Origin of the sequence: Mycobacterium shinjukuense (assembly GCF_010730055.1) — a bacterium.
Classification (GTDB): Bacteria; Actinomycetota; Actinomycetes; order Mycobacteriales; family Mycobacteriaceae; genus Mycobacterium; species Mycobacterium shinjukuense.
Genome location: NZ_AP022575.1, coordinates 2,727,330 through 2,748,711, shown reverse-complemented (window position 1 = coordinate 2,748,711; position 21,382 = coordinate 2,727,330). Strand labels below are relative to the sequence as shown.

Below are 21,382 nucleotides of genomic sequence, written 5' to 3'. Positions count from 1 at the left end.
TGCCTGTGGATCATGAATTTTCAGGCGGCCTCCTTCCCGGTCTCGTCGACGGTCTGCTCGTCGGGGCGCTCGACGAGTTTGCCGTTCTCGAACTTGGCGCCGGCGCGGACGAGGGCGACCAGGTGCGGTGCGTTGACCGCGCGCCAGCGTGACTGAGCGGCCTCGATCAGCTTGTAGGCCATGGCAATCCCCGCCGCCCGCGAACCTGGACCTTTGGTGATCTTGCTGCGGTTGCGCACGGTCGAGAAAGTAGATTCGATCGGATTTGAAGTGGGCAAATGCACCCAATGCTCGGCCGGGAAGTCATAGAAGGCCAGCAGCTGGTCGAGGTCGCCGGTGATCTTGGCGACCGCCTTGGCGTACTTCGCGCCGTAGGCCGCCTCGAACCTTTTGACCGCGTCCAGCGCGTGGCGTTTGTCCTCGGCGTTCCAGATCTCCGCGAGCGCCTTCTTCGCGCCGGGGTGCGCTGATTTCGGCAGTGCAGCAAGAACATTCGAGATTTTATGGAACCAGCAGCGCTGCTCGCGGGTCTGTGGGAACACCTCGCGCAGCGCGCCCCAAAATCCCAGCGCGCCGTCGCCGATCGCCAGCACCGGCGCCCGCATGCCGCGCCGCTTGGCATCGCGCATCAGATCCGCCCACGACTCGCTGGACTCCCGGTAGCCGTCGGTGAGCGCGATCAGCTCCTTGCGCCCGTCGGCGCGCACCCCGATCAGCACCAACAGGCACAGCTTGGCCTCCTCCAGGCGCACGTTGACGTGGATGCCATCAGCCCACACATACACGTAATCGACACCCGAGAGGTCGCGGGCCGAAAACTCCTTCTGCTCGGCCCGCCAGGTCTCGGTCAGCTTGGTGATCGTCGCCGCCGACAACCCTTTGGTCGAGCCAAGGAACTGCCCCAGCGCCGGCCCGAAGTCCTGCGACGAGAGCCCGTGCAGGTACAAAAGCGGCAGCACCTCCTCAACCCGTGGGGTCTTGCGCGCCCACGGCGGCAGAATCGCCGACGAGAACCGCACCCGCTCACCGGTTTCCGGGTCAACTCGCTTGTCGTTCACCCGCGGCGCATGCACCTCGATCGCACCCGCGGCCGTCATCACCTCGCGCGGCTCGTGATAGCCGTTGCGCACCACCAACCGGTGCCCGTCCACGTCGCGCTCCTCGGCGAACTGGGCGCAGTAGGCGGCCACCTCGGCCCGCAACGCCGCGGCCAGCATCCGCTGGGCGCCCTCCCGCACGATCTCATCGATCAGCGACGACGCCGGGCCCGCCAACGCAACCGACACAGCCGAACCATCACCGATACCGGCCTCAGAGACTACATTGAGCATGGGTCGTACCTTCCCGGCCGACGCGCCAACGCCGGCCTTAGCTTGGAACCTTCATTGACCACTCGGGAAGGTACGCCCCTTCCCCAGCAGATCCACAGATTTCAAGCATTGCTCCCGCCGTTGCCCAGCGGTATATCGAGGACTTTGACGATCCGGTCCAGGTAATTGGGCCTGCTGCTTGGCGATATCGCCGGGAGCCCGGCTTGACGACCTGTTCCAGCTGCTCGGGCTGAGTGTCGGTTAGCCAGCCGTAGACGTCGTCGGGGAACAGGGCACGTTCGCGGTCGTAGCCGGCGTCGTTGGGTGAGTAGAGCCAGCCGTTGGCCGGCCAGGTGCTCGGCGAACTCCTTTTTTCGAACTCGATCTCGTTGTGCAAAGCCATGTTTCAGGACCCTTCCGGCACGTCGTTCTGGCCTGTGATAGCGCGGACGTTCGGGGCCGCGTGGGTCCTCAGCGAGTTCGAGAAGGCGCTCCGATTCCCGGCTCAACTCCCGGACTCCTGGCGGGTTGTCTGCTCATCTCGCGTTAAATGATTCCGCCGCGGGTCGCGATGGCATATAGGCAAATTTCCCGAAATTAAGGGCACACACCGGTGTAAAGTGCCCACCGACACCGGCGAGCGGATCTCCGACACCTTAGTGGTCTGCGAAATTCCCTCCACGGCTGTCACGTCCACCGGCCGATGCCCGCTACCCGGACGCACCGTTCCCGGTGGGCAGCTATCACCCGTTTTCACCGAGTCCACCCAATCCGCGCCCGCCGCCGACATCACCCACCGTCGCCATGTCGTCATCGAAACCACCTCCGCCGATTTGATCGACGGGCCGCTGGCACACATGCCCTCAGTCACCCGGAGCCGCTGATTAGCTATCCACCACGTGCACGACGGGTGATGGAAATCCCGGATTCCCTGTGCTGGACGCGACTACCTTCTGCCGTCCATTCGACTTCAAGCAGCGTGGGATCGGTGATGGTCTCCAGGTGCGGCCGCTCGGCCTTGATATGGCCAAAGAACGACTCCACCCACGTCTGATCCTGGGGCACACCGGGGCGGCCATGGTGTGCGACGATGGCCATCAACGCCATGTACGCCCGGGTGGTGTGGGCCGTCATCGGCGGCCCGTTGTCCGACACGGCGAGCAGGATCGGCCGTCGCGGGTCGTCGGGGTCGAGGTCGAGGCGCTCGTCGGTGAGCAGCTGCAGTAGGCCCTCGATCTCCAGCGCGTGGCCGAGGAGCACCTGTACTGGGGTGGCGGTCTGCTCGACCGACACCAGGGTGTCGATCCACTTGCGCGACACTAGGTCCACGATCGCGAAGCAGACACGGCCGGCGCGGGTGAAATGCGTTGCGTCCCAGATCCAGATCCGATTTGGTTCCCACACCAGCCAGCCCGGCCACGGCCGCTTCTCGGATCGGCTGCGCGGTTGCACCTGGGGCAGGGTGAGGTCGTGCTCGATCAGCACGGGCCGGAACGTGGCCGGCGAGACCCATACCAGGTTCTCGTAACAGCCGCGATGAGCCAAGCTTGCGGTGGCTGCGTTCGCTCGGCCCCCAGCGTTCAGCGACATCGAGGATGGCGGCCACCCCTCGGGCAGCAGTGCGTGCACCGGGTGACCGCCCGGCGCCTGGTCGACCAGGGTGCCGGTGTCGCGGCGGTGTGCCCGCCAGCGATGCACCCTGGAGTCGGATACCTGCCACAGCGCGCACGCCCAGGTGTGCGCGAACCCGGCCGCGACCGCATCATCAACCGTCTTGAGGACCAGGTCGTTCACCTCGGCGGGGACCCACGCCGGCACTGGTCCACTCCTCTCGGTTCACCCGAGAAGACCGCCAGTCTTGGGTAATTTCCTACCCCGATCTCTGCGGCGAAGTCAGACGCAAGCCAGCAAAGTGAGGACCGTCTCGGGGCCGAGCGCGGTGCGGATCGTGTGGTTGGCGTTGTTGGATCGCGCTGGATCGAGCACCGTGGTTGGGCGCCCATAGTTGAGCCCCGGTTGGCTGCATTGAAGGCTGCGGCTGCCGAGTGGCCGCTCATCAGGCGGTGCTGGATTTGGTGTGCCCGCACCGTCGAAGGAGCCGGGGCCGAGCATCTCTTCGCGGGTGATGACGGCATTGCCCCGGCGCGGATCGGCTGCCCAGACTTGTCAGACCGGGCTGCGATGATGAGGTCATGTCCTTGACCGCATCGCCCGGTGCTACGGCAGTGAGCCCTGCCCAGCGCCTGGAGGTGCTGTTCGAGGAGTTGGCGGAGTTGGCCGGTCAGCGCAACGCGATTGATGGGCGCATCGTGGAGATCGTGGCCGAGCTGGATCGCGACGAGCTGTGGGGTGCGACGGGGGCGCGGTCGGTGGCGGCGTTGGTGGCTTGGAAGATGGGCTCGTCGTCGGGGAACGCTCACACGATCGCCACCGTGGCGCGTCGGCTGCAGGAGCTTCCGCGCTGCGCCCAGGGCATGCGGGAGGGCCGGTTGTCGCTGGATCAGGTCGGGGTCATCGCGGCGCGAGCGGGCGAGGGATCCGATGCGCACTATGCGGAGCTGGCCGGGGTCGCCACGGTCAGCCAGCTGCGCACCGCGCTCAAGCTGGAACCGCGACCCGAACCCGCACCCGATTCTCGGCCGCAACCGCAGCCCTCGATCACCAAGAGCACCGATGAGGAGTTCAGTTGCTGGCGGATCAAACTTCCCCACCTGGACGCGGCGAAGTTCGACGCGGCACTGCGGTCTCATCTTGATGCGCTGATCGCCGAGTGGCGCCGCGATCACGACAATCGCGACCGCCCGTCAGATCAACGGCCCCCGTTGCCGGGCAATGTCGAGGCGTTTATGCGCCTGGTCAAGGCGGGGTGGGACGCCGAGGTGGCCCGCCGGCCGCACGGCCAGCACACCACCGTGGTGATGCATCTGGACGTGCAGGAGCGCGCCGCTGCGCTGCACCTGGGTCCGCTGCTATCGGAGTCTGAACGCCGGTACCTGATGTGTGATGCCACCTATGAGGTCTGGTTCGAGCGTGACGGTGAGGTCATCGGTTCCGGTCGAGCGACCCGCCAGATCAACCGCCGGCTTCGCCGTGCGCTTGAGCACCGCCATCCCACGTGCGCGGTTCCAGGCTGCGGCGCTACCCGGGGTCTGCACGCCCATCACATCCGGCACTGGGAAGACGGTGGGGCCACCGAGCTGGCCAACCTGGTGCTGGTCTGCCCCTATCACCACCGGCTGCACCATCGAGGCATCATCACCATCACCGGACCCGCACCCAGCCTCACCATCACCGACAGCGTGGGCCGGCCACTGAGCGCAGGATCGCTAGCCCGCCCACCGAAGAAACCCCCGCCCGCCGTAGCGCCCTGCCCCGGACCCACCGGCGAGCGCGCCGACTGGTGGTGGTATGAACCATTCCAGCCGCAACCACCCCCGACAAACAACTAGGCAGGTCACCGGCCCCCCGGTCAGTACCAGCACCCTCGAGCGACGCTCAAACGGTTTGGAACATCAAGAATTTCGTTCGTACTACCTGCTGGCTAACCGCGCTCACTGAAATTCCCCACTGACGCTCATCGAAATTCCGTGTGGCTTGTCGACGGCACGTGAAAACTGACCCCGGCGCGGCACCCGAATTTTGACCCCCTGGTCGGGTGGACTGGCTCTACCCGAGCCAGGAGGGCCGAAGGGAATGTTGACTGTGGAAGATTGGGCTGAGATTCGGCGATTGCATCGCGCGGAGGGTTTGCCGATCAAGATGATCGCCCGGGTGCTGGGGATTTCCAAGAACACGGTGAAGTCAGCGTTGGAATCAAACCAGCAGCCCAAATATGAACGGGCACCGCAGGGTTGGATCGTTGATGCGGTTGAGCCGCGGATCCGGGAGTTGTTGCAGGCCTATCCGACGATGCCGGCGACGGTGATCGCCGAGCGGATCGGCTGGGAGCGCTCGATTCGGGTGCTCTCGGCGCGGGTGGCCGAGCTGCGCCCGGTGTATCTGCCGCCGGACCCGGCGTCGCGCACCACGTATGTGGCAGGCGAAATTGCCCAGTGCGACTTCTGGTTTCCGCCGATCGAGTTGCCGGTAGGGTTCGGGCAGACCCGCACGGCCAAACAGTTGCCGGTGCTGACCATGGTGTGCGCCTATTCGCGCTGGCTGTTGGTGATGCTGCTGCCCAGCAGGTGTGCCGAGGACCTGTTCGCCGGCTGGTGGCGGCTGATCGAGGCGTTGGGGGCGGTGCCGCGGGTGTTGGTGTGGGATGGCGAGGGCGCGATCGGGCGCTGGCGCGGCGGGCGGTCGGAGTTGACCACTGAGTGTCAGGCGTTCCGCGGCACGCTGGCGGCCAAGGTGCTCATCTGCCGGCCGGCCGACCCGGAGGCCAAGGGCCTCATTGAGAGGGCCCACGACTACCTGGAGCGCTCGTTTTTGCCCGGGCGGGTGTTTGCGCCGGCCGATTTCAACGCCCAACTGGGCGCCTGGCTGGCGCTGGTGAACACCCGCACCCGCCGCGCGCTGGGTTGTGCGCCCACCGATCGCATCGGCGCGGATCGGGCCGCGATGCTGAGCTTGCCGCCGGTGGCGCCGGCCACCGGGTGGTGCACCTCGCTGCGGCTGCCCCGGGATCACTATGTGCGCTGCGATTCCAACGACTACTCGGTGCACCCGGGTGTGATCGGGCATCGGGTGCTGGTGCGCGCCGACCTGGAGCGGGTGCATGTGTTCTGCGACGGTGAGCTGGTCGCCGATCACGAGCGGATCTGGGCGGTCCATCAGACGGTCTCCGATCCCGCACATGTGGAGGCGGCGAAGGTGTTGCGCCGCCGGCACTTCAGTGCAGCATCACCGGTAGTTGAGCCGCAGGTGCAGGTCCGCTCACTGAGCGACTACGATGACGCGCTGGGAGTCGACATCGATGGCGGGGTGGCCTGATGCCCACCACCAAAGCCACCCAGCGCCGTGATGTTTCCACCGAGATCGCTTACCTGACACGAGCATTGAAAGCTCCCACCCTGCGTGAGTCAGTGTCCCGGCTGGCCGATCGCGCCCGCGCCGAGAACTGGAGCCACGAAGAATACCTGGCCGCCTGCCTGCAACGCGAAGTGTCAGCCCGGGAGTCCCATGGTGGTGAGGGCCGCATCCGCGCCGCCCGCTTCCCAGCTCGGAAGTCGTTGGAAGAGTTCGACTTTGAGCATGCTCGTGGCCTCAAACGCGACACCATCGCACATCTGGGCACCCTGGATTTCATCACCGCCCGCGATAACGTCGTGTTTTTGGGCCCGCCTGGCACCGGGAAGACTCATCTTGCGGTCGGCCTGGCGATACGCGCGTGTCAGGCCGGTCATCGGGTGCTGTTCGCCACCGCCGCCGAATGGGTAGCACGGCTCGCCGAGGCTCATCACGCCGGGCGCATCTACGCCGAACTCACCCGGCTTTGCCGCTATCCGCTCCTGGTGGTTGACGAAGTCGGCTACATTCCGTTTGAGCCCGAGGCCGCCAACCTCTTCTTCCAGCTGGTGTCCTCCCGGTATGAGCAGGCCAGCTTGATCGTCACGTCCAATAAGGCCTTCGGCCGGTGGGGCGAGGTTTTCGGCGGCGATGACGTCGTTGCTGCCGCCATGATCGACCGCCTCGTCCACCATGCTGAAGTCGTCGCCCTCAAAGGCGACAGCTACCGGCTCAAAGACCGCGACCTCGGCCGCGTCCCACCAGCCGGAACCACCGAAGAATAACCACCAACCGCCAGGTCTAGGGGGTCAATTTTCAGATGCCGCCAGGGGGTCAGTTTTCGAGTGCCGTTGACATGGCTCCGCCGAGAAGGGCGGGCCTCCGTCGATGCTGCTGGTGTCTAACGCCAACAGCTCCTGTCGAAGGAGGCCCGCTTTCTCATGCTCACATGGGAGGACGATGTGGAAGTACATGCTCTACGCCGGCGAGGTTGGACGATCTCGGCGATCGCCCGGCACACCCGCTTCGACCGCAAGACGGTGCGTAAATATCTCAACGGTGAACAGAAACCTGGGATGCGGGTTCGGTTGGGTCCGGATCGGTTCGATCCGTTCGTTGACTATGTCGCCGCCAGGCTGACCGAGGACCCGCACTTGTGGGCCCGCACCCTGCTGGACGAGCTTGAGGAGCTGGGGTTTGGGCTGTCATATCAGAGCCTGACCCGCAACATCCGCACCCGTAATCTGCGCCCGGTCTGCCAGGCGTGCCGCACCGCCACACAACGGCCCAACGTCGTCATCGCGCACTCCCCTGGGGATGAAACCCAGTGGGATTGGCTGGAATTGCCCAACCCGCATGAGTCCTGGGGGTGGGGCAAGACCGCGCACCCGCTGGTCGGGTCGCTGGCGTATTCCGGTAAGTGGCGAGCCGCGTGGTCGTCCGTCGCAGGATCAACCACACCTGGTGGCTGCGCTGGACAAAGTGACCCGCGAACTCGGCGGGGTGACTCAAGTCTGGCGGTTCGACCGGATGGCCACCGTCTGCGACCCCGGCAGCGGCCGAGTCACGGCGTCGTTTGCCGGGGTGGCCAAGCGCTACGGGGTGGCCGTGGCGATCTGCCCGGCACGTCGTGGAGAAGGTCAACCACACCGCCGCCCAACGCTGGTGGGTGTGCCGTGCCCCCGGACGCGCCCAGGGCAGCTCCTCGGTGCGCACCCCGCAGTCCGGGCACTCCACCCGCCGGATCTCAAACACCAGCCACAACCGGTATCGGCCCAGGTCAAGATGCCGCCAGCGGCGCCGGCGGCGATTATAGAAAACCGAGAAAAGCACACCGACCGGGCAGCGCAGCAGCCGGGCCTTGGGGCGCAGGGTGACTTCGACGTCGCCTTCGGCGATGACCACATCGGTCACCCAAGCCCCGGGGATCTGCAGCAGACGGTTAAATGCAGTACTGACGCGCACGCGGATCGAACTCCGGGTTGAGGTTGGTGTGGTAACCCCGAAACCCTAGGAGCACATCCCATGCGCGTCCCTCATTTCACCCGCAAAACACCGCTGGCGTTGCGCCACCACCAAAACCAGCCCTGACCAGAGGAAAGGCGCCCACGAAAACCCGTGGAGCGCCACTTACCAGCGAGACCCGTTAGCTTAGCTTAGTCCGACTCAGTCGCTGGCGTTCCACGCCCACAGTGCGGCCACCGACAGCCCACACCGCTGCACCAGTGACCGCAACAGTGGCAGGCTCAGGCCGATCACATTGGACGGATCGCCGTCGATTCGGTCGATGAACCAGCCGCTCAGGCCGTCGAGGGTGAATCCGCCCGCTGCCCGCAACGGTTCCCCGCTGGCCAGGTATGCCTCGAGGTCGCCGGGCGATGGAGTCCCGAAATATACTGTGGTCATTGATGTTTCATCGACACAGTGTGCGATCCTGTTGTCCAGCAGCCGGATAACGCAATGGCCGGTGTAGAGTTGGCCGGAGCGTCCCGCCATCGCCTGCCACTGTTGCCGCGCTCCTGCGACGGACTCCGGCTTGCCGTATAGCTGGCCGTCGAGGTAGAGCATTGAATCACAGCCAACGACAACGCAATCGGCTGCGACTGCGTGGTGCACAGCTGTCGCGACGCGCTCGGCCTTGGCCCGGGCCAGCGCACACACCACCTCGGCGGGCGCGGCATCCCGCCCCAGCCCCGCGATGACCACGTCCTCGTTGACGCCCGAGGCAAGCACCAGCGGGTCAATGCCGGCCTCGCGAAGGACCTTGAGCCGACCGGGGGAGGCAGACCCCAGCACCAGCCGGGTCATCGGCGCATGTGCGTCTTTTCTTGCAGGGTGATGCGCTGCCAACTAAAGACCGGGTACCGCAGCTTGTCGACCGGCAGCCCCCACCGGCTGGGCTCGGGCGCAGCGGACGGGGCCGAACCGCCGATACTGCCCAGCACCGCGACCAACGCGGCCAGCTCCTGGTCGGTGGGTTGGCCCTTGAGCACCTCGATGTGGGGCTCGTGCGGGTGCTGCGGCTCGGCGCTCACGGGTTCGTTCCGCTCACTCGACTCACAGGGGCCGGATTGTTCGTCTCGTTCCCGTCACTCACTTCGATGGGATTGTTCGTCTCGTTCCCGTCACTCACTTCGTTCGTTCCGCTCACTCGACTTCACGGGTTCGTTCCGCTCACTCGACTCACAGGGGAATGTTCCCATGCTTTTTGGGTGGCAGCTGCGCGATCTTGCGTTCCAGCAGGCGCAGCGCGGTACCGATGTAGCCGCGGGTGTGCGACGGCGGGATCACCGCGTCGACGTAACCGCGTTCGGCGGCCACGTAGGGGTTGACCAACGTGTCCTCGTACTCCTGCTGCAGCCGCAGCCGCAGCGCGTCCACGTCCTCGCCGTTGCGGGCGGCCTCGGCCAGCTGCTGGCGGTACACGAAGCCGACCGCGCCGGAAGCGCCCATCACGGCGATCTGCGCGGTCGGCCACGCCAAGTTGACGTCGCAGCCCATGTCCTTGGAGCCCATCACGCAGTACGCGCCGCCGTAGGCCTTGCGGGTGATGACGGTGACCTTGGGAACCGTGGCCTCGCCGTAGGCGTAGAGCAGCTTGGCGCCGCGCCGGATGATGCCGTTGTATTCCTGGTCGGTGCCCGGCAGGAAGCCCGGAACGTCCACCAGCATCACGATCGGAATGTTGAAGCAGTCGCAGGTGCGCACGAAGCGGGCGGCCTTCTCCGAGGCGTTGATGTCCAAGCACCCGGCGAACTGCGTGGGCTGGTTGGCGACAATGCCCACCGGCCGACCGTCGACGCGGCCGAACCCGACGACGATGTTCTGGGCATAACCGGCCTGTATCTCCAGGAACTCGTCGTCGTCGAGGATCCGGGTGACCACCTCGTGCATGTCGTAGGGCTGGTTGGGCGAATCCGGGATGAGCGTGTCCAGCTCGAGGTCTTCGGCGGTGAGGTTCTCCTCGATGGGGCCTTCGGGAACGGCTGCGGGGTAGCGCGGGGCGTCGGTGGCGTTGTTGGGGGGCAGGTAGCTCAGCAGCTCGCGAACCCAGTCGAAGGCGTCCTGCTCGCCGGATGCCACGTAGTGCGCTGTGCCCGACTTGGCCATGTGGGTGTGGGCACCGCCGAGCTCCTCCATGGTGACGTCCTCGCCGGTGACGGTCTTGATGACATCGGGTCCGGTGATGAACATCTGGCTGGTCTGGTCGACCATCACCACGAAATCGGTCAACGCGGGGGAGTACACGTGCCCGCCGGCGGCGGCGCCCATGATCAGTGAGATCTGCGGGATGACGCCGGAGGCCAGGATGTTGTTGCGGAAGATCCGGCTGTAGAGCCCCAGCGAGACGACGCCCTCCTGGATGCGCGCGCCCGCGCCGTCGTTGATGCCGATCAGCGGGCGCCCGGTCTTGACCGCCAGTTCCTGGACCTTGACGATCTTCTCGCCGTACACCTCGCCCAGGCTGCCGCCGAACACCGTGGCGTCCTGGCTGAAGATGCACACGTCGCGGCCGTCGATGGTGCCGTAGCCGGTGACCACGCCGTCGCCGACCGGGCGGTTGGACTCCAGGCCGAAGTTGGTGCTGCGGTGTCGGGCCAGCGCATCCAGCTCGACGAACGAATCCTCGTCCAGCAGCGCGTAGATGCGCTCCCGAGCGGTCAGCTTGCCCTTGGCGTGCACCTTCTCGATCGCGGCCTCACCGACCGGGTGCAGCGATTCCGCGCGCCGCTTGTGCAGCTCCGCCAGCTTGCCCGCGGTGGTGTGGATGTCGATGGCGTGCTGGGCCGCGGGCTCGGCGGTGTGGTCGGTAACGCTTGTCATGGGATTCGATGGTATCGGCAGCTCGATTCGTGGGCTCGGCGGCTTAGGCTGGGACGGTGTTGGACCGCGAACGGCTCAGACTGCCACTGGATGAGTCCTCGCTGCGTGACGGGCTCATCGGGACCCGCTCGCAGTGGCGACGGCTCGATGTGGTTGACCAGACCGGGTCCACCAACGCCGACCTGCTGGCGCGGGCGGCCGCCGGGGAGGACATCGACGGCGTGGTGCTGCTCGCCGAGCATCAGACCGCCGGGCGGGGCCGTCATGGCCGCGGATGGTCGGCGGCCCCCCGGGCGCAGATCATCATGTCGTGTGGGGTGCGCGCCGCCGATGTGCCCACCCGCGCGTGGGGCTGGCTGCCGCTGGCCACCGGGGTGGCGGTGGTCGACACGGTGGCTCCCCTGATCGCGGCCACCGGGGTCGAAGCGGGGCTGAAGTGGCCCAACGACGTGCTTGCCGGTGACGGCAAACTGGCCGGCATCCTGGCCGAAGTCGCGCGGCCGTTCGTGGTGGTTGGCCTGGGACTCAACGTCACGCTGGCCGCCGGCGAGATTGACGAGCCCGGAGCGACCTCTCTGCTCGATCTCGGGGTGGCGGCCCCTGATCGGAACCAGCTTGTCCGCTCGTTGCTGCGAGACCTCGGCGTACGCATCGTCCAGTGGCGAAGCGGTGATTCCCAGTTGCCGGCCAACTACCGCGCGCACAGTCTGACCATCGGGTCACGCGTGCGCGTTCAGCTCCCCGGCGGCCACGAGTTGGTCGGGACTGCCCGTGCTGTCGATGACCAGGGCCGCCTCTGTGTTGACGACGACGGTCAGACCGTCGCGATATCGGCTGGTGACGTGGTGCATGTGCGCTAACCGGCGGGCGCGCCTGGCGCGGCCGCACCCCCGGCATGAATGTGTGTATAGTGTGCGTATCGCGAGACTCAATGTGTACGTTCCAGACGAACTTGCGGACCGGGTGCGCTCCGCCGACGTCAACGTGTCTGCAGTGGTGCAAGCAGCGCTTGCGGAGGAGCTCGACCGCAGAGCGACCAACGCCTGGCTCGACGCGCTTCCGCCGCTGCGTGGTAGAAGATCGCATGAAGCGGCGATACAAGCGCTCGATGAGGTTCGCGACGAGTTCGGCGAGCCATCGTGAGAGCCGGGCAAGCCTCGGTCGACGAGGTTGTGGTTGACGCGTCCGTCCTGGTGGAACTGCTAGGTGACTTCACCCATGGACAGGCAGTACAGCAACGCCTCCGCGACACCCGCCTGCACGCGCCGGCGCATCTGGACGCTGAGGTCTTATCGGCCATGGGACGGCTGCACCGCGCGGGAACGATCGACGCCACCGACGTTGAGGCCGGGCTTAACCGTCTTGCTCAACTGCCCGTGCAACGGCATGGCCTCAACGGCCTCCTCCTTGGCGCATGGGCACGACGTGCCGACGTCCGGCTTCTCGATGCGCTCTATGTCGAGCTGGCCAGTCAGCTGCGCGTTCCTCTGCTCACCGTCGACCGCAAGCTCGCGCGTGTTTGCGGCATGGCTGAAGACATCACTGCCTGAGCCACACGCCGTTGGCTTCACCGGCCGTCATGGCTTCAGGCTAAGGTCGCCAGCATGAGCTATCCGGACAATGCCCTGGCAGCCGGCGAGCGGGTGGTGCTGCATCGCCACCCCCACTGGAAACGTCTGATCTTGCCCGTCCTGGCGCTGATCCTGGTGACCGGGCTGGCCGCGTTGGGCTCCGGGTTCGTCAACTCCACGCCGTGGCAGCAGCTGGCGAAGAACATCATCCATGGCGTGATTTGGGGGATCTGGCTGGTGATCGTCGGTTGGCTTACGCTGCGCCCCTTCCTGAGCTGGCTGACAACGCATTTCGTGGTCACCAATCGGCGGGTGATGTTCCGGCACGGCGTGCTCACGCGCAGCGGCATCGACATCCCGCTGGCCCGGATCAACAGCGTGGAGTTCCGGGACCGGCTGCTGGAACGGATGTTTCGCACCGGGACGCTGATCATCGAGTCGGCATCGCAAGATCCGTTGGAATTCTCCGACATTCCGCGCCTGCGGGAAGTCCACGCGCTGCTATATCACGAAGTTTTCGACACCCTGGGCTCGGAAGAATCACCAAGCTGACGCGCCGCCGTCAACTCCGCGCGCGCGGCGCGACTGCGCCAGGCCCGCAGCAAAGTGACGTTGCCGCCTTCGAGGGTGTCCTCGAACACCTCGGCGATACCGCCGGCGGTGAGGGCCGATTCCAGCGCCTTGTCGGGGTTGCGGGCGAACTCGTCGGGAAACACCCAGCGCCGGAAAGCCCAGAAGCGGAACGCCATCTGCAGCAGGTTCCCGATGAGGTAGGCCGAGATGAAGTCTGCGATGTTCTCCACGGTCAACGACACCGTGGGGACCCGCAGCTGCAGAACGTAGCTGGAGACCCACAGCGGCGCCATGCTCAGCAACACCCCGACCCCGCTGAACGCGAAGAACAGCAACGCCTCGTGATGGCGTTCGCGTCCGCCGCGGTCCCGGAAACTCCATTCCCGGTTCAGCACGTAGGACGCGATGACGGCAACAATGCCGGCGATCACCTTGGCGGTCACCGGCTTTGGCTCAAGAATGGTGAGCTTGAGTGTGTAGAAAATTGCCGTGTCGATGATGAATGTGGTGCCGCCGACGATGGCGAACTTGATGAGTTCATGATGACGCTGCGCAAAGGGCTGAACCACCCCGGGAAGGCGCGTGATCGTGGCATCGGCAAAGGACACAACACGTCAGTGTACGGATCGAGGCAAAATCGGCGCAAAATGGCATCTGACGATTCGCTGCCATAGCCGGTAAACACGCCGCTCACACGCCATGACACCATGATCGCCGTGCCGAGTTCACGCAGCCCGTCCCCCGCAAGCGGGAGGTGCCCCCAGGTAGCGATGGTCGGCGGCGGTCAACTTGCTCGGATGACCCATCAGGCCGCGATCGCGCTCGGGCAGACGCTGCGCGTGTTGGCCGCCGCCGCCGACGATCCGGCTGCGCAGGTCACCCCCGACGTGGTGGTCGGTTCGCACACCGACCTTGACGACCTGCGCCGCGTTGCCGCCGGAGCCGACGTGCTGACCTTCGACCACGAGCACGTGCCGACCGAGCTGGTGGAGAAGCTGGTCGCCGAAGGGGTCAATGTGGCGCCGCCGCCGCGGGCCCTGAGGCACGCCCAGGACAAGCTCGTCATGCGTCGGCGGTTGGCGGCGCTGGATGTCCCGGTGCCCCGGCACACGGCTGTCAAAGGCCTTGACAACCTTGACGAAATCGACGCCTTCGCTAAGCGTGTCGGCGCCCCGATGGTGGTCAAGTCGGTGCGTGGGGGTTACGACGGCCGCGGCGTTGCGATGGCACACGATGTGGCGCACGCCCGTGCTATCGCACGCGAGTACCTGGCTGACGGGTTGCCGGTGCTGATCGAGGAACGGGTGGAACTGCGCCGGGAACTGTCGGCGCTGGTGGCGCGCTCGCCGTTCGGCCAGGGTGCGGCCTGGCCGGTGGTGCAGACGGTGCAACGCGACGGCATCTGCGTGCAGGTGATCGCGCCCGCGCCGGGGCTGCCCGACGAGCTGGCCGCGGCCGCGCAGCAGCTGGCGCTGCGATTGGCAGCGCAACTCGGCGTCGTCGGTGTGCTCGCCGTGGAACTCTTCGAGACCGCTCTCCCCCGCAAGCGGGAGGGGCCCCCAGGCACGTTGCTGGTCAACGAGCTGGCGATGCGGCCGCACAATTCCGGGCACTGGACCATGGACGGGTCGCGCACCAGCCAATTCGAGCAGCATCTGCGCGCGGTGCTGGACTACCCGCTCGGCGACACCGGCGCCGTCGCACCGGTGACGGTGATGGCCAACGTGCTGGGTGCGGCGCGGCCGCCGTCGATGGGCGTCGACGAGCGGTTGCACCATCTTTTCGCGCGCATGCCGGACGCGCGGGTTCACCTGTACGGCAAGGCCGAGCGGCCCGGCCGCAAGCTGGGCCACATCAACTTCCTCGGCGCCGACCCCGCCGACCTGCCGCACCTGCGTGACCGTGCCGAGCGGGCGGCGCACTGGCTGTCGCATGCGCAGTGGACGGACGGGGGAGAGGAGCGGGGGAGATGACCCAACCACCCCGGGTCGGCGTCATCATGGGCAGCGACAGCGACTGGTCGGTGATGGCCGACGCGGCGGCGGCGCTGGCCGAGTTCGACATCCCGTTCGAGGTGCGGGTGGTGTCGGCGCACCGCACCCCCGCGGTGATGTTCGACTACGCCCGTGGTGCGGCCGACCGCGGCATCGAGGTGATCATCGCCGGTGCGGGCGGGGCCGCGCACCTGCCCGGGATGGTCGCCGCCGCCACACCGCTGCCGGTGATCGGCGTGCCGGTGCCGTTGGGCCGGCTGGACGGGCTGGATTCGCTGTTGTCGATCGTGCAGATGCCGGCCGGCGTTCCGGTGGCCACGGTGTCGATCGGCGGTGCCCGTAACGCTGGCCTGCTGGCGGTGCGCATGCTGGGATCGTCCGACGCGGCGCTGCGGGCGCAGATCGTCGCTTTCCAGGGCCGGCTGGCCGGCGCCGTCGCGGCCAAGGATGCCGAGCTGCAGCGACATGCCGGTAAGTTAACCCGCGACTAGCAAGGAGGTCGTGATGGCTGGGTGGGCCGGGAATCCCTCGTTCGACCTGTTCCAACTGCCCGAGGAGCACCAAGAGCTGCGGGCCGCGATTCGGGCATTGGCCGAGAAGGAGATCGCCCCGCATGCCGCCGACGTCGACGAGCACGCCCGGTTCCCCGAAGAGGCACTAGTGGCGCTCAATTCCTCCGGATTCAACGCCGTGCACATTCCGGAGGAGTACGGCGGCCAGGGGGCGGACTCGGTGGCGGCCTGCATCGTGATCGAGGAGGTGGCGCGCGTCGACGCATCCGCTTCGTTGATCCCGGCGGTGAACAAGCTGGGCACCATGGGCCTGATCCTGCGGGGTTCGGAGGAGCTGAAGAAGCAGGTGTTGCCGGCGCTGGCCACCCAGGGGGCGATGGCGTCCTACGCATTGAGTGAACGCGAAGCCGGCAGTGACGCGGCGTCGATGCGCACCCGCGCCCAGGCCGACGGGGACCACTGGATCCTCAACGGCGCCAAATGCTGGATCACCAACGGCGGCAAGTCGACCTGGTACACGGTGATGGCGGTGACCGATCCGGACAAGGGCGCCAACGGCATCTCGGCGTTCATGGTGCACAAGGACGACGACGGGTTCACCGTCGGCCCGAAAGAACGCAAGCTCGGGATCAAGGGCTCACCGACCACCGAGCTGTATTTCGAGAACTGCCGCATCCCGGGCGATCGGATCATCGGGGAACCCGGCACCGGCTTCAAGACCGCGCTGGCCACGTTGGACCACACCCGTCCCACGATCGGCGCCCAGGCCGTGGGCATCGCCCAGGGCGCGCTGGACGCCGCCCTCGCCTACACCAGGGACCGCAAGCAATTCGGCGAGTCGATCAGCACCTTCCAGGCCATCCAGTTCATGCTGGCCGACATGGCGATGAAGGTGGAGGCGGCGCGGCTGATGGTCTACACCGCCGCCGCCCGCGCCGAACGCGGTGAACCGGATCTGGGTTTCATCTCGGCGGCGTCGAAATGCTTCGCCTCCGACATCGCGATGGAGGTCACCACCGACGCCGTGCAACTGTTCGGCGGCGCCGGCTACACCACCGATTTCCCCGTCGAGCGGTTTATGCGCGACGCCAAGATCACCCAAATCTACGAGGGCACCAATCAGATTCAGCGCGTCGTGATGTCGCGGGCGCTGCTGCGCTGATCCGTGCTCGACGGGGTGCCGGTCGGCTCGTCGGGGCACACGATGCCCTCCTGGGCCACCTCATACACCCGGGCGGTCGAGATGTCGAAGAATATCCCGACGACCTGCAGATCGCCGGACGCGACCGCGGGCGCCAGGATCGGGTGGCGGGTCAGCCTGTCCACCTGGATGGCGACGTTGACGATGCTCAGCTGGTCGACTTCGGGGTAGCCGCTGGCCTCGGCGCTTCGGCGGGCCGGGTGGTGTTGCCGGTGTGCGGCCAGGCTGTCGCGGGCGTTCTGCAGCCAATACCCCATGGGCGTCGTCGCCTGCTCCGCGGTGTCCTGCAGCAGCGACGCCATCGCGCCGCACGACGAATGTCCGCACACGACAACCGAACTGACGCCCAGCCGGTTGACGGCGAAGTCGAGTGCGGCGTCCACCGATCGGTCGGCCGGATCCAGCGGTACCAGGTTGCCGAAGTTGCGGACGGTGTACAGGTCGCCCGGGCCGCTGGCGGTGATGACGTTGGGCAAGATCCGTGAGTCGGCGCAGGTGAGGAACAGCTCGTCCGGGTTCTGCGAATCGGTCAGCCCGGCGATATGCGGGTGCAACGCGGCGGCACCGTTGCGGTGGTAGGCGTCGATGCGGTCCAGGATCGACCCGTTGCCCTCGCCGCGATGATTGCCGCGCGCCGACCGCCACGGAACCAGCCCGATCGGATCGGAAGCGAAGTGACGCTTGGGTGGACCCGCGTGCGCGTGGTGCAGCTTGGCGGGCGACGTTTCCACGATCGCCACCACCCCGCCCCTGGCCTCGTGGGCTCGTTGCCAGTCGGTGATGGCCTCGGACACGGAATCATCGATGTAGTCCGCGTTCAGGTTCAGCGTCACCTCGGACCCCTCGGGCAGGGTCGACAGCACATGGGTCAGCCGGGGCAGCAGCAGGAAGCTCAACGTGCCGTCGATGTCGACCCGCCACTGCTTGGACTGCTCGCCGCCCACCGGTCTGACCTCGACCGGGGCGCGGATCACCCGCACCAGCAGGAAGACGATCGCGACCGCAAGCCCGATGGCCACTCCCTCCAGCAGGTTGAGGAATACCACGCACCCGATGGTGATCGCGTAGACCACGAAATTGCCGGTGCGCCAAGCCAGTTTGATGTGCGCCAGCTTGACCAGCTGGGCGCCGATCACGATGAGCAGCCCGGCCAGTGCGGCCTTGGGAATAAGTTCCACCAGGTTGGTGAACAGCGACGCAAACAGCAGAATCCACACCCCGTGCAGGATCGCCGACATCCGGGTGCGCGCGCCCGCGGCCACATTGGCCGAGCTGCGCACGATGACACCGGTGATCGGCAGCCCGCCGAGCAGTCCGGACACCACGTTGGCGCTGCCCTGCCCGATCATTTCCCGGTTGAAGTTGGTGCGCGGGCCGCGGTGCAGCTTGTCGACGCCGACCGCGCACAGCAGCGACTCGACGCTAGCGATCAGGGCGATGGTGAACACGCCGAGCACGATGGCGCTGAGCTGGTGAGCCCACGGCTGCCCTCCCGGGGCCGATTCGGGCAACTTGGGCAGGCCGATCGCCTGAAAGAAGTTGCCGGAGAGGTCGATTCGTTGGGTATCCAGCCCCACCGCGGTCGCCAGCGCGGTCGCTGCCACGATGGCCACCAGCGGGCCGGGAATGATTCGCACCGTGGCGGGCAGCCGTGACCACAGCACCAAGATGGCGATGACCGTTCCGCCGACGATCACCTCATGCAGCTCGTGGTGGAGGATGCCGTTGGGCAGCGCCGCGATGTTCTGCCACGCCGAGCTGTACGACGAACCACCCATCAGGACGTGAACCTGCTGCAGCGCGATGGTGATACCGATGCCCGCCAGCATGGCGTGCACCACGACCGGAGCGATGGCCAGCGCGGCGCGCGCCATCCGGCTCAGGCCGAACGCGATCTGCAGGGCACCCGCGGCGACGGTCATGACGCACAACATCGGCCAGCCGAGCTTGTCGATCAGCTCGGCGACCACCACGGTCAGGCCCGCGGCCGGGCCGCTGACCTGCACCGCCGACCCGCCGAGCGCCCCGGCGACGATGCCACCCACCACCGCGGCGATCAAACCGGCGGCCAGCGGGGCGCCGGAAGCGATCGCGATTCCTAGCGACAGCGGCAGCGCAACCAGGAAGACGACCAGCGATGCGGGCAGGTCGTGGCGCAGATTGGCCAAGATCGACCGAGATCGAGCTTCGGGTGCGTCGGCGGAGTTCTGGACAGCTGTGCTCAATTTCCTACTCCTCGAAGTCGGTCAAATGGGGTTCGCGGGGATCGGGCGACCGCCAGCCGACGACCCTTCATGACCGGCATGAACGTGGCGTGTCCATCCGGCGTCCACCGGGTGTCTCGGATGCGAGATAGCTGACATCTGCGCACGGCAAACATCGTCGGCCCGCGGAAAGCGGTCAGACGCAATCCTTCACGCCGGCCCGGTTGAGTCGGCGAAACCTAGAGCCAACTCATTGCCAACTCAAAGAATGGCGGTGCCCCGTCCGACGGCTGACCAACGCTAAAGCTCGGCCAGAAACACGCCGTTATGCTGGCCGATTGCCGGCGGCGGATCGGTGACCGCGGCGTGGAACGTCGAGTAGCGCGCCGGTGTGCGAATCACCGTGACCGCGTCGGGGCCGCCGCCGACGGTGAGGGCGAGTTCGTTCTCGGCGAACAGCGGGGTGTCGACGACCTGTTTCCAGGTGTGGGCAAGGCAGGCCATTAGGCCGTTGGTTTGCAGCAGGTCAACCCATTCGGCGGCGGCCTTGCCGGCCAGTGCCGATTCCAGTTCGGCGGTCAACTCGGGGTAGTTGATCGAGCGCAGACGCTGATCGGCGAACCGGGCGTCGTCCAGCAGATCGGGCCGGCCGAGGAGCTGGCACAGCTTCGCCCAATGCTTGGGCACGTACGCGCTGATGACGACGTAGCCGTCGGCGGCGCGGAACGCGTCGGACGGCTGGGTCGCGAAGCCAACTCCCTTGCGCCGCTTGGTCTTGGCCGCCGGATCGGGTTGCGGCCGGTCGGTGGTCCGGTTGAGGTGCATGGTCAGCTGGTTGGCCTGCAGCCCCACCGCGACGTCGTACATGGCAACCCGGACGACGTCGGCCACTCCATGGCGTTCGCGGTGCAGCAACGCGGCCAGCACCGCCTGGGCCAGCACGTGACCGCTGGCGTTGTCGACCAGTTGGAACGGGATGATCTGCGGCTTGCCGTCCGGGGTCGCCATCCCGGTGGTCATTCCGGCCTCGGCGGCCACCATGAGGTCGATCCCCGGCCGGCTGCCGTGCGGGCCGTTTGCGCCGTAGGCCGTCAGCCGCGCATAGATCAGCTTGGGGTTGCGCGACCGCAGGTCCTCGGGTCCCAGGCCCAGTCGTTCCATGGTTCCGGGGCGAAACGCCTCCAAGACGACGTCGGCGGTATCGGCCAGGCGCAGAATCTGCTGCTTGGCACGCTCGGTGGTCAGGTCCACCGACACCGACTTCTTGCCCCGGTTATTGGGCAGAAAATAGCTGGCCAGCGGCGGGCGTCCGGGAAGCACCGCGGTGATCTGCCGGGCCGCGTCACCGTCGGGCGCCTCGACCTTGATCACCTCGGCACCCAGGTCGGCCAGCACCTGTCCGGCCAGCGGTCCGGCCACGTTCTGGGTGAAATCGAGTACCCGGAACCCGTCGAGGGGTTTGGCGGGGGTGTTCGGCATCGGCGTGCCCTTCCCTGGTGCCTGGTCTGCTTGGGCGTCGACCGACGCCAGATTAACCACAGCGCTGCCGGCGCCGGGCCCGTCTTGCCTTTACCATCGTCGGGATGGAGACGGTAACCGCCCACCGCGACGCGTCCGCGCACGCAACGGTCGGCGACGCCGACTGGCGGCGCAACGCCGTCTGGGCGCGGCGCCTGGCGTGGGTCAGCCTCGCAGTGTTGCTCACCGAGGGCGGCGTCGGGGTGTGGCAAGGGGTGGCCGTGGGATCCATCGCCCTGACCGGCTGGGCGTTGGGTGGCGGGTCCGAGGGCCTGGCCAGCGCCGTGGTGCTCTGGCGGTTCACCGGCGACCGGATGGCGTCGCGGACCGCCGAGCGGCGCGCCCAACGCGGCGTCGCGGTGTCGTTTTGGCTGATCGCGCCCTACATCGCGGTGGAGTCCGTGCGGCAGCTGAGCGGTGGGCGACCCGCCGAGGCCTCGGTGATCGGCATCGCGCTGACGGCGATTGCGCTGCTGCTGATGCCGATTCTGGGCCGGGCCAACCACACAGTCGGGGCGCGGCTGGGCTCGGGGGCCACCGAGGGCGAGGGCACCCAGAACTACCTGTGCGCCGCCCAGGCCGCCGGTGTGCTGATCGGTCTGGCGGTCACCGCCACCTGGCCGGGCGGCTGGTGGATCGACCCGGCGATAGGCCTGGCGATCGCGGGTGTGGCGGTCTGGCAAGGTGTCCGGGCCTGGCGTGGCCAGGACTGCGGCTGCTGATCGTCG

19 protein-coding genes and 4 pseudogenes are annotated in these 21,382 nt (G+C 67.0%); 13 read left to right on the top strand and 10 right to left on the bottom strand.

The window, feature by feature from the left end; translation table 11 throughout:
- Positions 1-20 precede the first annotated feature (20 nt).
- Positions 21-1,331, bottom strand: coding sequence for an IS256 family transposase (locus tag G6N20_RS12460; RefSeq protein WP_232065335.1), 1,311 nt, complete (start codon positions 1,329-1,331; stop codon positions 21-23).
- Positions 1,332-1,368: 37 nt separating this feature from the next.
- Complete coding sequence (locus G6N20_RS12455) at positions 1,369-1,713, bottom strand: hypothetical protein (RefSeq protein WP_232065334.1); 345 nt, start codon at positions 1,711-1,713, stop codon at positions 1,369-1,371.
- A 299-nt stretch (positions 1,714-2,012) separates the two neighbouring features.
- On the opposite strand from G6N20_RS12455, the pseudogene G6N20_RS21275 reads away from it, so the two are divergent.
- A pseudogene (locus tag G6N20_RS21275) lies at positions 2,013-2,176 on the top strand (IS1380 family transposase); the annotation flags it as partial.
- Positions 2,177-2,198: 22 nt separating this feature from the next.
- Here G6N20_RS21275 and G6N20_RS12445 read toward each other — a convergent pair.
- Positions 2,199-3,128 (bottom strand): DDE-type integrase/transposase/recombinase, encoded by a 930-nt coding sequence (locus tag G6N20_RS12445; protein ID WP_083048609.1) that lies wholly within the window; start codon positions 3,126-3,128, stop codon positions 2,199-2,201.
- 374 nt (positions 3,129-3,502) lie between these two features.
- On the opposite strand from G6N20_RS12445, the gene G6N20_RS12440 reads away from it, so the two are divergent.
- From G6N20_RS12440 to G6N20_RS12425, 4 genes and pseudogenes are all read left to right on the top strand, one after another.
- Positions 3,503-4,759: an HNH endonuclease signature motif containing protein gene (locus tag G6N20_RS12440; protein ID WP_163662981.1), complete on the top strand. Its 1,257-nt coding sequence runs from the start codon at positions 3,503-3,505 to the stop codon at positions 4,757-4,759.
- Between the two features lie 244 nt (positions 4,760-5,003).
- Entirely contained in the window at positions 5,004-6,242 is a 1,239-nt protein-coding gene (istA, locus tag G6N20_RS12435; RefSeq protein ID WP_083047452.1) for an IS21-like element ISMbo1 family transposase, read from the top strand.
- Positions 6,242-7,042: an IS21-like element ISMbo1 family helper ATPase IstB gene (gene istB, locus G6N20_RS12430; RefSeq protein WP_083047449.1), complete on the top strand. Its 801-nt coding sequence runs from the start codon at positions 6,242-6,244 to the stop codon at positions 7,040-7,042. Before istA ends, istB begins: the two co-directional genes overlap by 1 nt.
- A gap of 156 nt (positions 7,043-7,198) precedes the next feature.
- Positions 7,199-7,926, top strand: a pseudogene (locus G6N20_RS12425) (IS21 family transposase); the annotation flags it as partial.
- Positions 7,927-8,018: 92 nt separating this feature from the next.
- Here G6N20_RS12425 and G6N20_RS21270 read toward each other — a convergent pair.
- The 4 genes and pseudogenes from G6N20_RS21270 to G6N20_RS12405 form a co-directional block, all read right to left on the bottom strand.
- Positions 8,019-8,090: pseudogene (locus G6N20_RS21270) on the bottom strand (hypothetical protein); the annotation flags it as partial.
- A gap of 333 nt (positions 8,091-8,423) precedes the next feature.
- A complete protein-coding gene (locus G6N20_RS12415; RefSeq protein ID WP_083047447.1) occupies positions 8,424-9,065 on the bottom strand; it encodes a Maf family protein in 642 nt (213 codons plus the stop codon).
- Positions 9,062-9,414 (bottom strand): annotated as a pseudogene (locus tag G6N20_RS12410) (acyl-CoA carboxylase subunit epsilon); the annotation flags it as partial. The gene G6N20_RS12415 and the pseudogene G6N20_RS12410, both read right to left, overlap by 4 nt.
- A 26-nt stretch (positions 9,415-9,440) precedes the next feature.
- Positions 9,441-11,081 (bottom strand): acyl-CoA carboxylase subunit beta, encoded by a 1,641-nt coding sequence (locus G6N20_RS12405; RefSeq protein WP_083047445.1) that lies wholly within the window; start codon positions 11,079-11,081, stop codon positions 9,441-9,443.
- A gap of 56 nt (positions 11,082-11,137) precedes the next feature.
- Between G6N20_RS12405 and G6N20_RS12400 the strand changes: the two genes are divergently transcribed.
- Genes G6N20_RS12400 through G6N20_RS12385 form a run of 4 tightly spaced genes read left to right on the top strand, consistent with a single transcriptional unit; the run spans position 11,138 to position 13,204 of the window.
- The gene (locus tag G6N20_RS12400) at positions 11,138-11,941 is read left to right on the top strand and encodes a biotin--[acetyl-CoA-carboxylase] ligase (protein WP_083047443.1); all 804 of its coding nucleotides are present in this window, start codon (positions 11,138-11,140) and stop codon (positions 11,939-11,941) included.
- A complete protein-coding gene (locus G6N20_RS12395) occupies positions 11,862-12,224 on the top strand; it encodes a type II toxin-antitoxin system CcdA family antitoxin (protein WP_324615395.1) in 363 nt (120 codons plus the stop codon). Before G6N20_RS12400 ends, G6N20_RS12395 begins: the two co-directional genes overlap by 80 nt.
- Positions 12,221-12,631, top strand: a complete 411-nt coding sequence (locus G6N20_RS12390) for a type II toxin-antitoxin system VapC family toxin (protein ID WP_083047439.1) — start codon at positions 12,221-12,223, stop codon at positions 12,629-12,631. Before G6N20_RS12395 ends, G6N20_RS12390 begins: the two co-directional genes overlap by 4 nt.
- A gap of 54 nt (positions 12,632-12,685) precedes the next feature.
- Complete coding sequence (locus G6N20_RS12385) at positions 12,686-13,204, top strand: PH domain-containing protein (protein WP_083047437.1); 519 nt, start codon at positions 12,686-12,688, stop codon at positions 13,202-13,204.
- Here G6N20_RS12385 and G6N20_RS12380 read toward each other — a convergent pair.
- Entirely contained in the window at positions 13,159-13,833 is a 675-nt protein-coding gene (locus G6N20_RS12380; RefSeq protein WP_083047435.1) for a GtrA family protein, read from the bottom strand. The genes G6N20_RS12385 and G6N20_RS12380 overlap by 46 nt on opposite strands.
- A 99-nt stretch (positions 13,834-13,932) precedes the next feature.
- Between G6N20_RS12380 and G6N20_RS12375 the strand changes: the two genes are divergently transcribed.
- Genes G6N20_RS12375 through G6N20_RS12365 form a run of 3 tightly spaced genes read left to right on the top strand, consistent with a single transcriptional unit; the run spans position 13,933 to position 16,893 of the window.
- Positions 13,933-15,198, top strand: coding sequence for a 5-(carboxyamino)imidazole ribonucleotide synthase (locus G6N20_RS12375; RefSeq protein ID WP_083047433.1), 1,266 nt, complete (start codon positions 13,933-13,935; stop codon positions 15,196-15,198).
- Positions 15,195-15,710, top strand: a complete 516-nt coding sequence (gene purE / locus G6N20_RS12370; protein WP_083047431.1) for a 5-(carboxyamino)imidazole ribonucleotide mutase — start codon at positions 15,195-15,197, stop codon at positions 15,708-15,710. Before G6N20_RS12375 ends, purE begins: the two co-directional genes overlap by 4 nt.
- A gap of 13 nt (positions 15,711-15,723) precedes the next feature.
- Positions 15,724-16,893 (top strand): acyl-CoA dehydrogenase, encoded by a 1,170-nt coding sequence (locus tag G6N20_RS12365; RefSeq protein WP_083047429.1) that lies wholly within the window; start codon positions 15,724-15,726, stop codon positions 16,891-16,893.
- Here the strand turns inward: G6N20_RS12365 and G6N20_RS12360 are convergent.
- Entirely contained in the window at positions 16,857-19,157 is a 2,301-nt protein-coding gene (locus G6N20_RS12360) for a SulP family inorganic anion transporter (RefSeq protein WP_083047427.1), read from the bottom strand. The two genes, G6N20_RS12365 and G6N20_RS12360, sit on opposite strands and share 37 nt — an antisense overlap.
- Positions 19,158-19,436: 279 nt before the next feature.
- Complete coding sequence (locus G6N20_RS12355) at positions 19,437-20,615, bottom strand: CoA transferase (protein ID WP_083047425.1); 1,179 nt, start codon at positions 20,613-20,615, stop codon at positions 19,437-19,439.
- A gap of 104 nt (positions 20,616-20,719) precedes the next feature.
- On the opposite strand from G6N20_RS12355, the gene G6N20_RS12350 reads away from it, so the two are divergent.
- Positions 20,720-21,376 carry a cation transporter gene (locus tag G6N20_RS12350; protein WP_083047422.1) on the top strand — a complete coding sequence of 219 codons (657 nt, stop codon included), beginning with the start codon at positions 20,720-20,722 and terminating at the stop codon, positions 21,374-21,376.
- Positions 21,377-21,382: the final 6 nt, after the last annotated feature.

What these genes read in the sequence shown, in the direction of transcription:
- G6N20_RS12365 (WP_083047429.1), top strand. Translation starts at nt 15,724, where the DNA reads ATGGCTGGGTGGGCCGGGAATCCCTCGTTCGACCTGTTCCAACTGCCC.
- G6N20_RS12385 (WP_083047437.1), top strand. Translation starts at nt 12,686, where the DNA reads ATGAGCTATCCGGACAATGCCCTGGCAGCCGGCGAGCGGGTGGTGCTG.
- istB (WP_083047449.1), top strand. Translation starts at nt 6,242, where the DNA reads ATGCCCACCACCAAAGCCACCCAGCGCCGTGATGTTTCCACCGAGATC.
- G6N20_RS12355 (WP_083047425.1), bottom strand. Translation starts at nt 20,615, where the DNA reads ATGCCGAACACCCCCGCCAAACCCCTCGACGGGTTCCGGGTACTCGAT.
- istA (WP_083047452.1), top strand. Translation starts at nt 5,004, where the DNA reads ATGTTGACTGTGGAAGATTGGGCTGAGATTCGGCGATTGCATCGCGCG.
- G6N20_RS12375 (WP_083047433.1), top strand. Translation starts at nt 13,933, where the DNA reads ATGATCGCCGTGCCGAGTTCACGCAGCCCGTCCCCCGCAAGCGGGAGG.
- G6N20_RS12455 (WP_232065334.1), bottom strand. Translation starts at nt 1,713, where the DNA reads ATGGCTTTGCACAACGAGATCGAGTTCGAAAAAAGGAGTTCGCCGAGC.
- G6N20_RS12440 (WP_163662981.1), top strand. Translation starts at nt 3,503, where the DNA reads ATGTCCTTGACCGCATCGCCCGGTGCTACGGCAGTGAGCCCTGCCCAG.
- G6N20_RS12350 (WP_083047422.1), top strand. Translation starts at nt 20,720, where the DNA reads ATGGAGACGGTAACCGCCCACCGCGACGCGTCCGCGCACGCAACGGTC.
- G6N20_RS12415 (WP_083047447.1), bottom strand. Translation starts at nt 9,065, where the DNA reads ATGACCCGGCTGGTGCTGGGGTCTGCCTCCCCCGGTCGGCTCAAGGTC.
- G6N20_RS12405 (WP_083047445.1), bottom strand. Translation starts at nt 11,081, where the DNA reads ATGACAAGCGTTACCGACCACACCGCCGAGCCCGCGGCCCAGCACGCC.
- purE (WP_083047431.1), top strand. Translation starts at nt 15,195, where the DNA reads ATGACCCAACCACCCCGGGTCGGCGTCATCATGGGCAGCGACAGCGAC.
- G6N20_RS12460 (WP_232065335.1), bottom strand. Translation starts at nt 1,331, where the DNA reads ATGCTCAATGTAGTCTCTGAGGCCGGTATCGGTGATGGTTCGGCTGTG.
- G6N20_RS12395 (WP_324615395.1), top strand. Translation starts at nt 11,862, where the DNA reads ATGACCAGGGCCGCCTCTGTGTTGACGACGACGGTCAGACCGTCGCGA.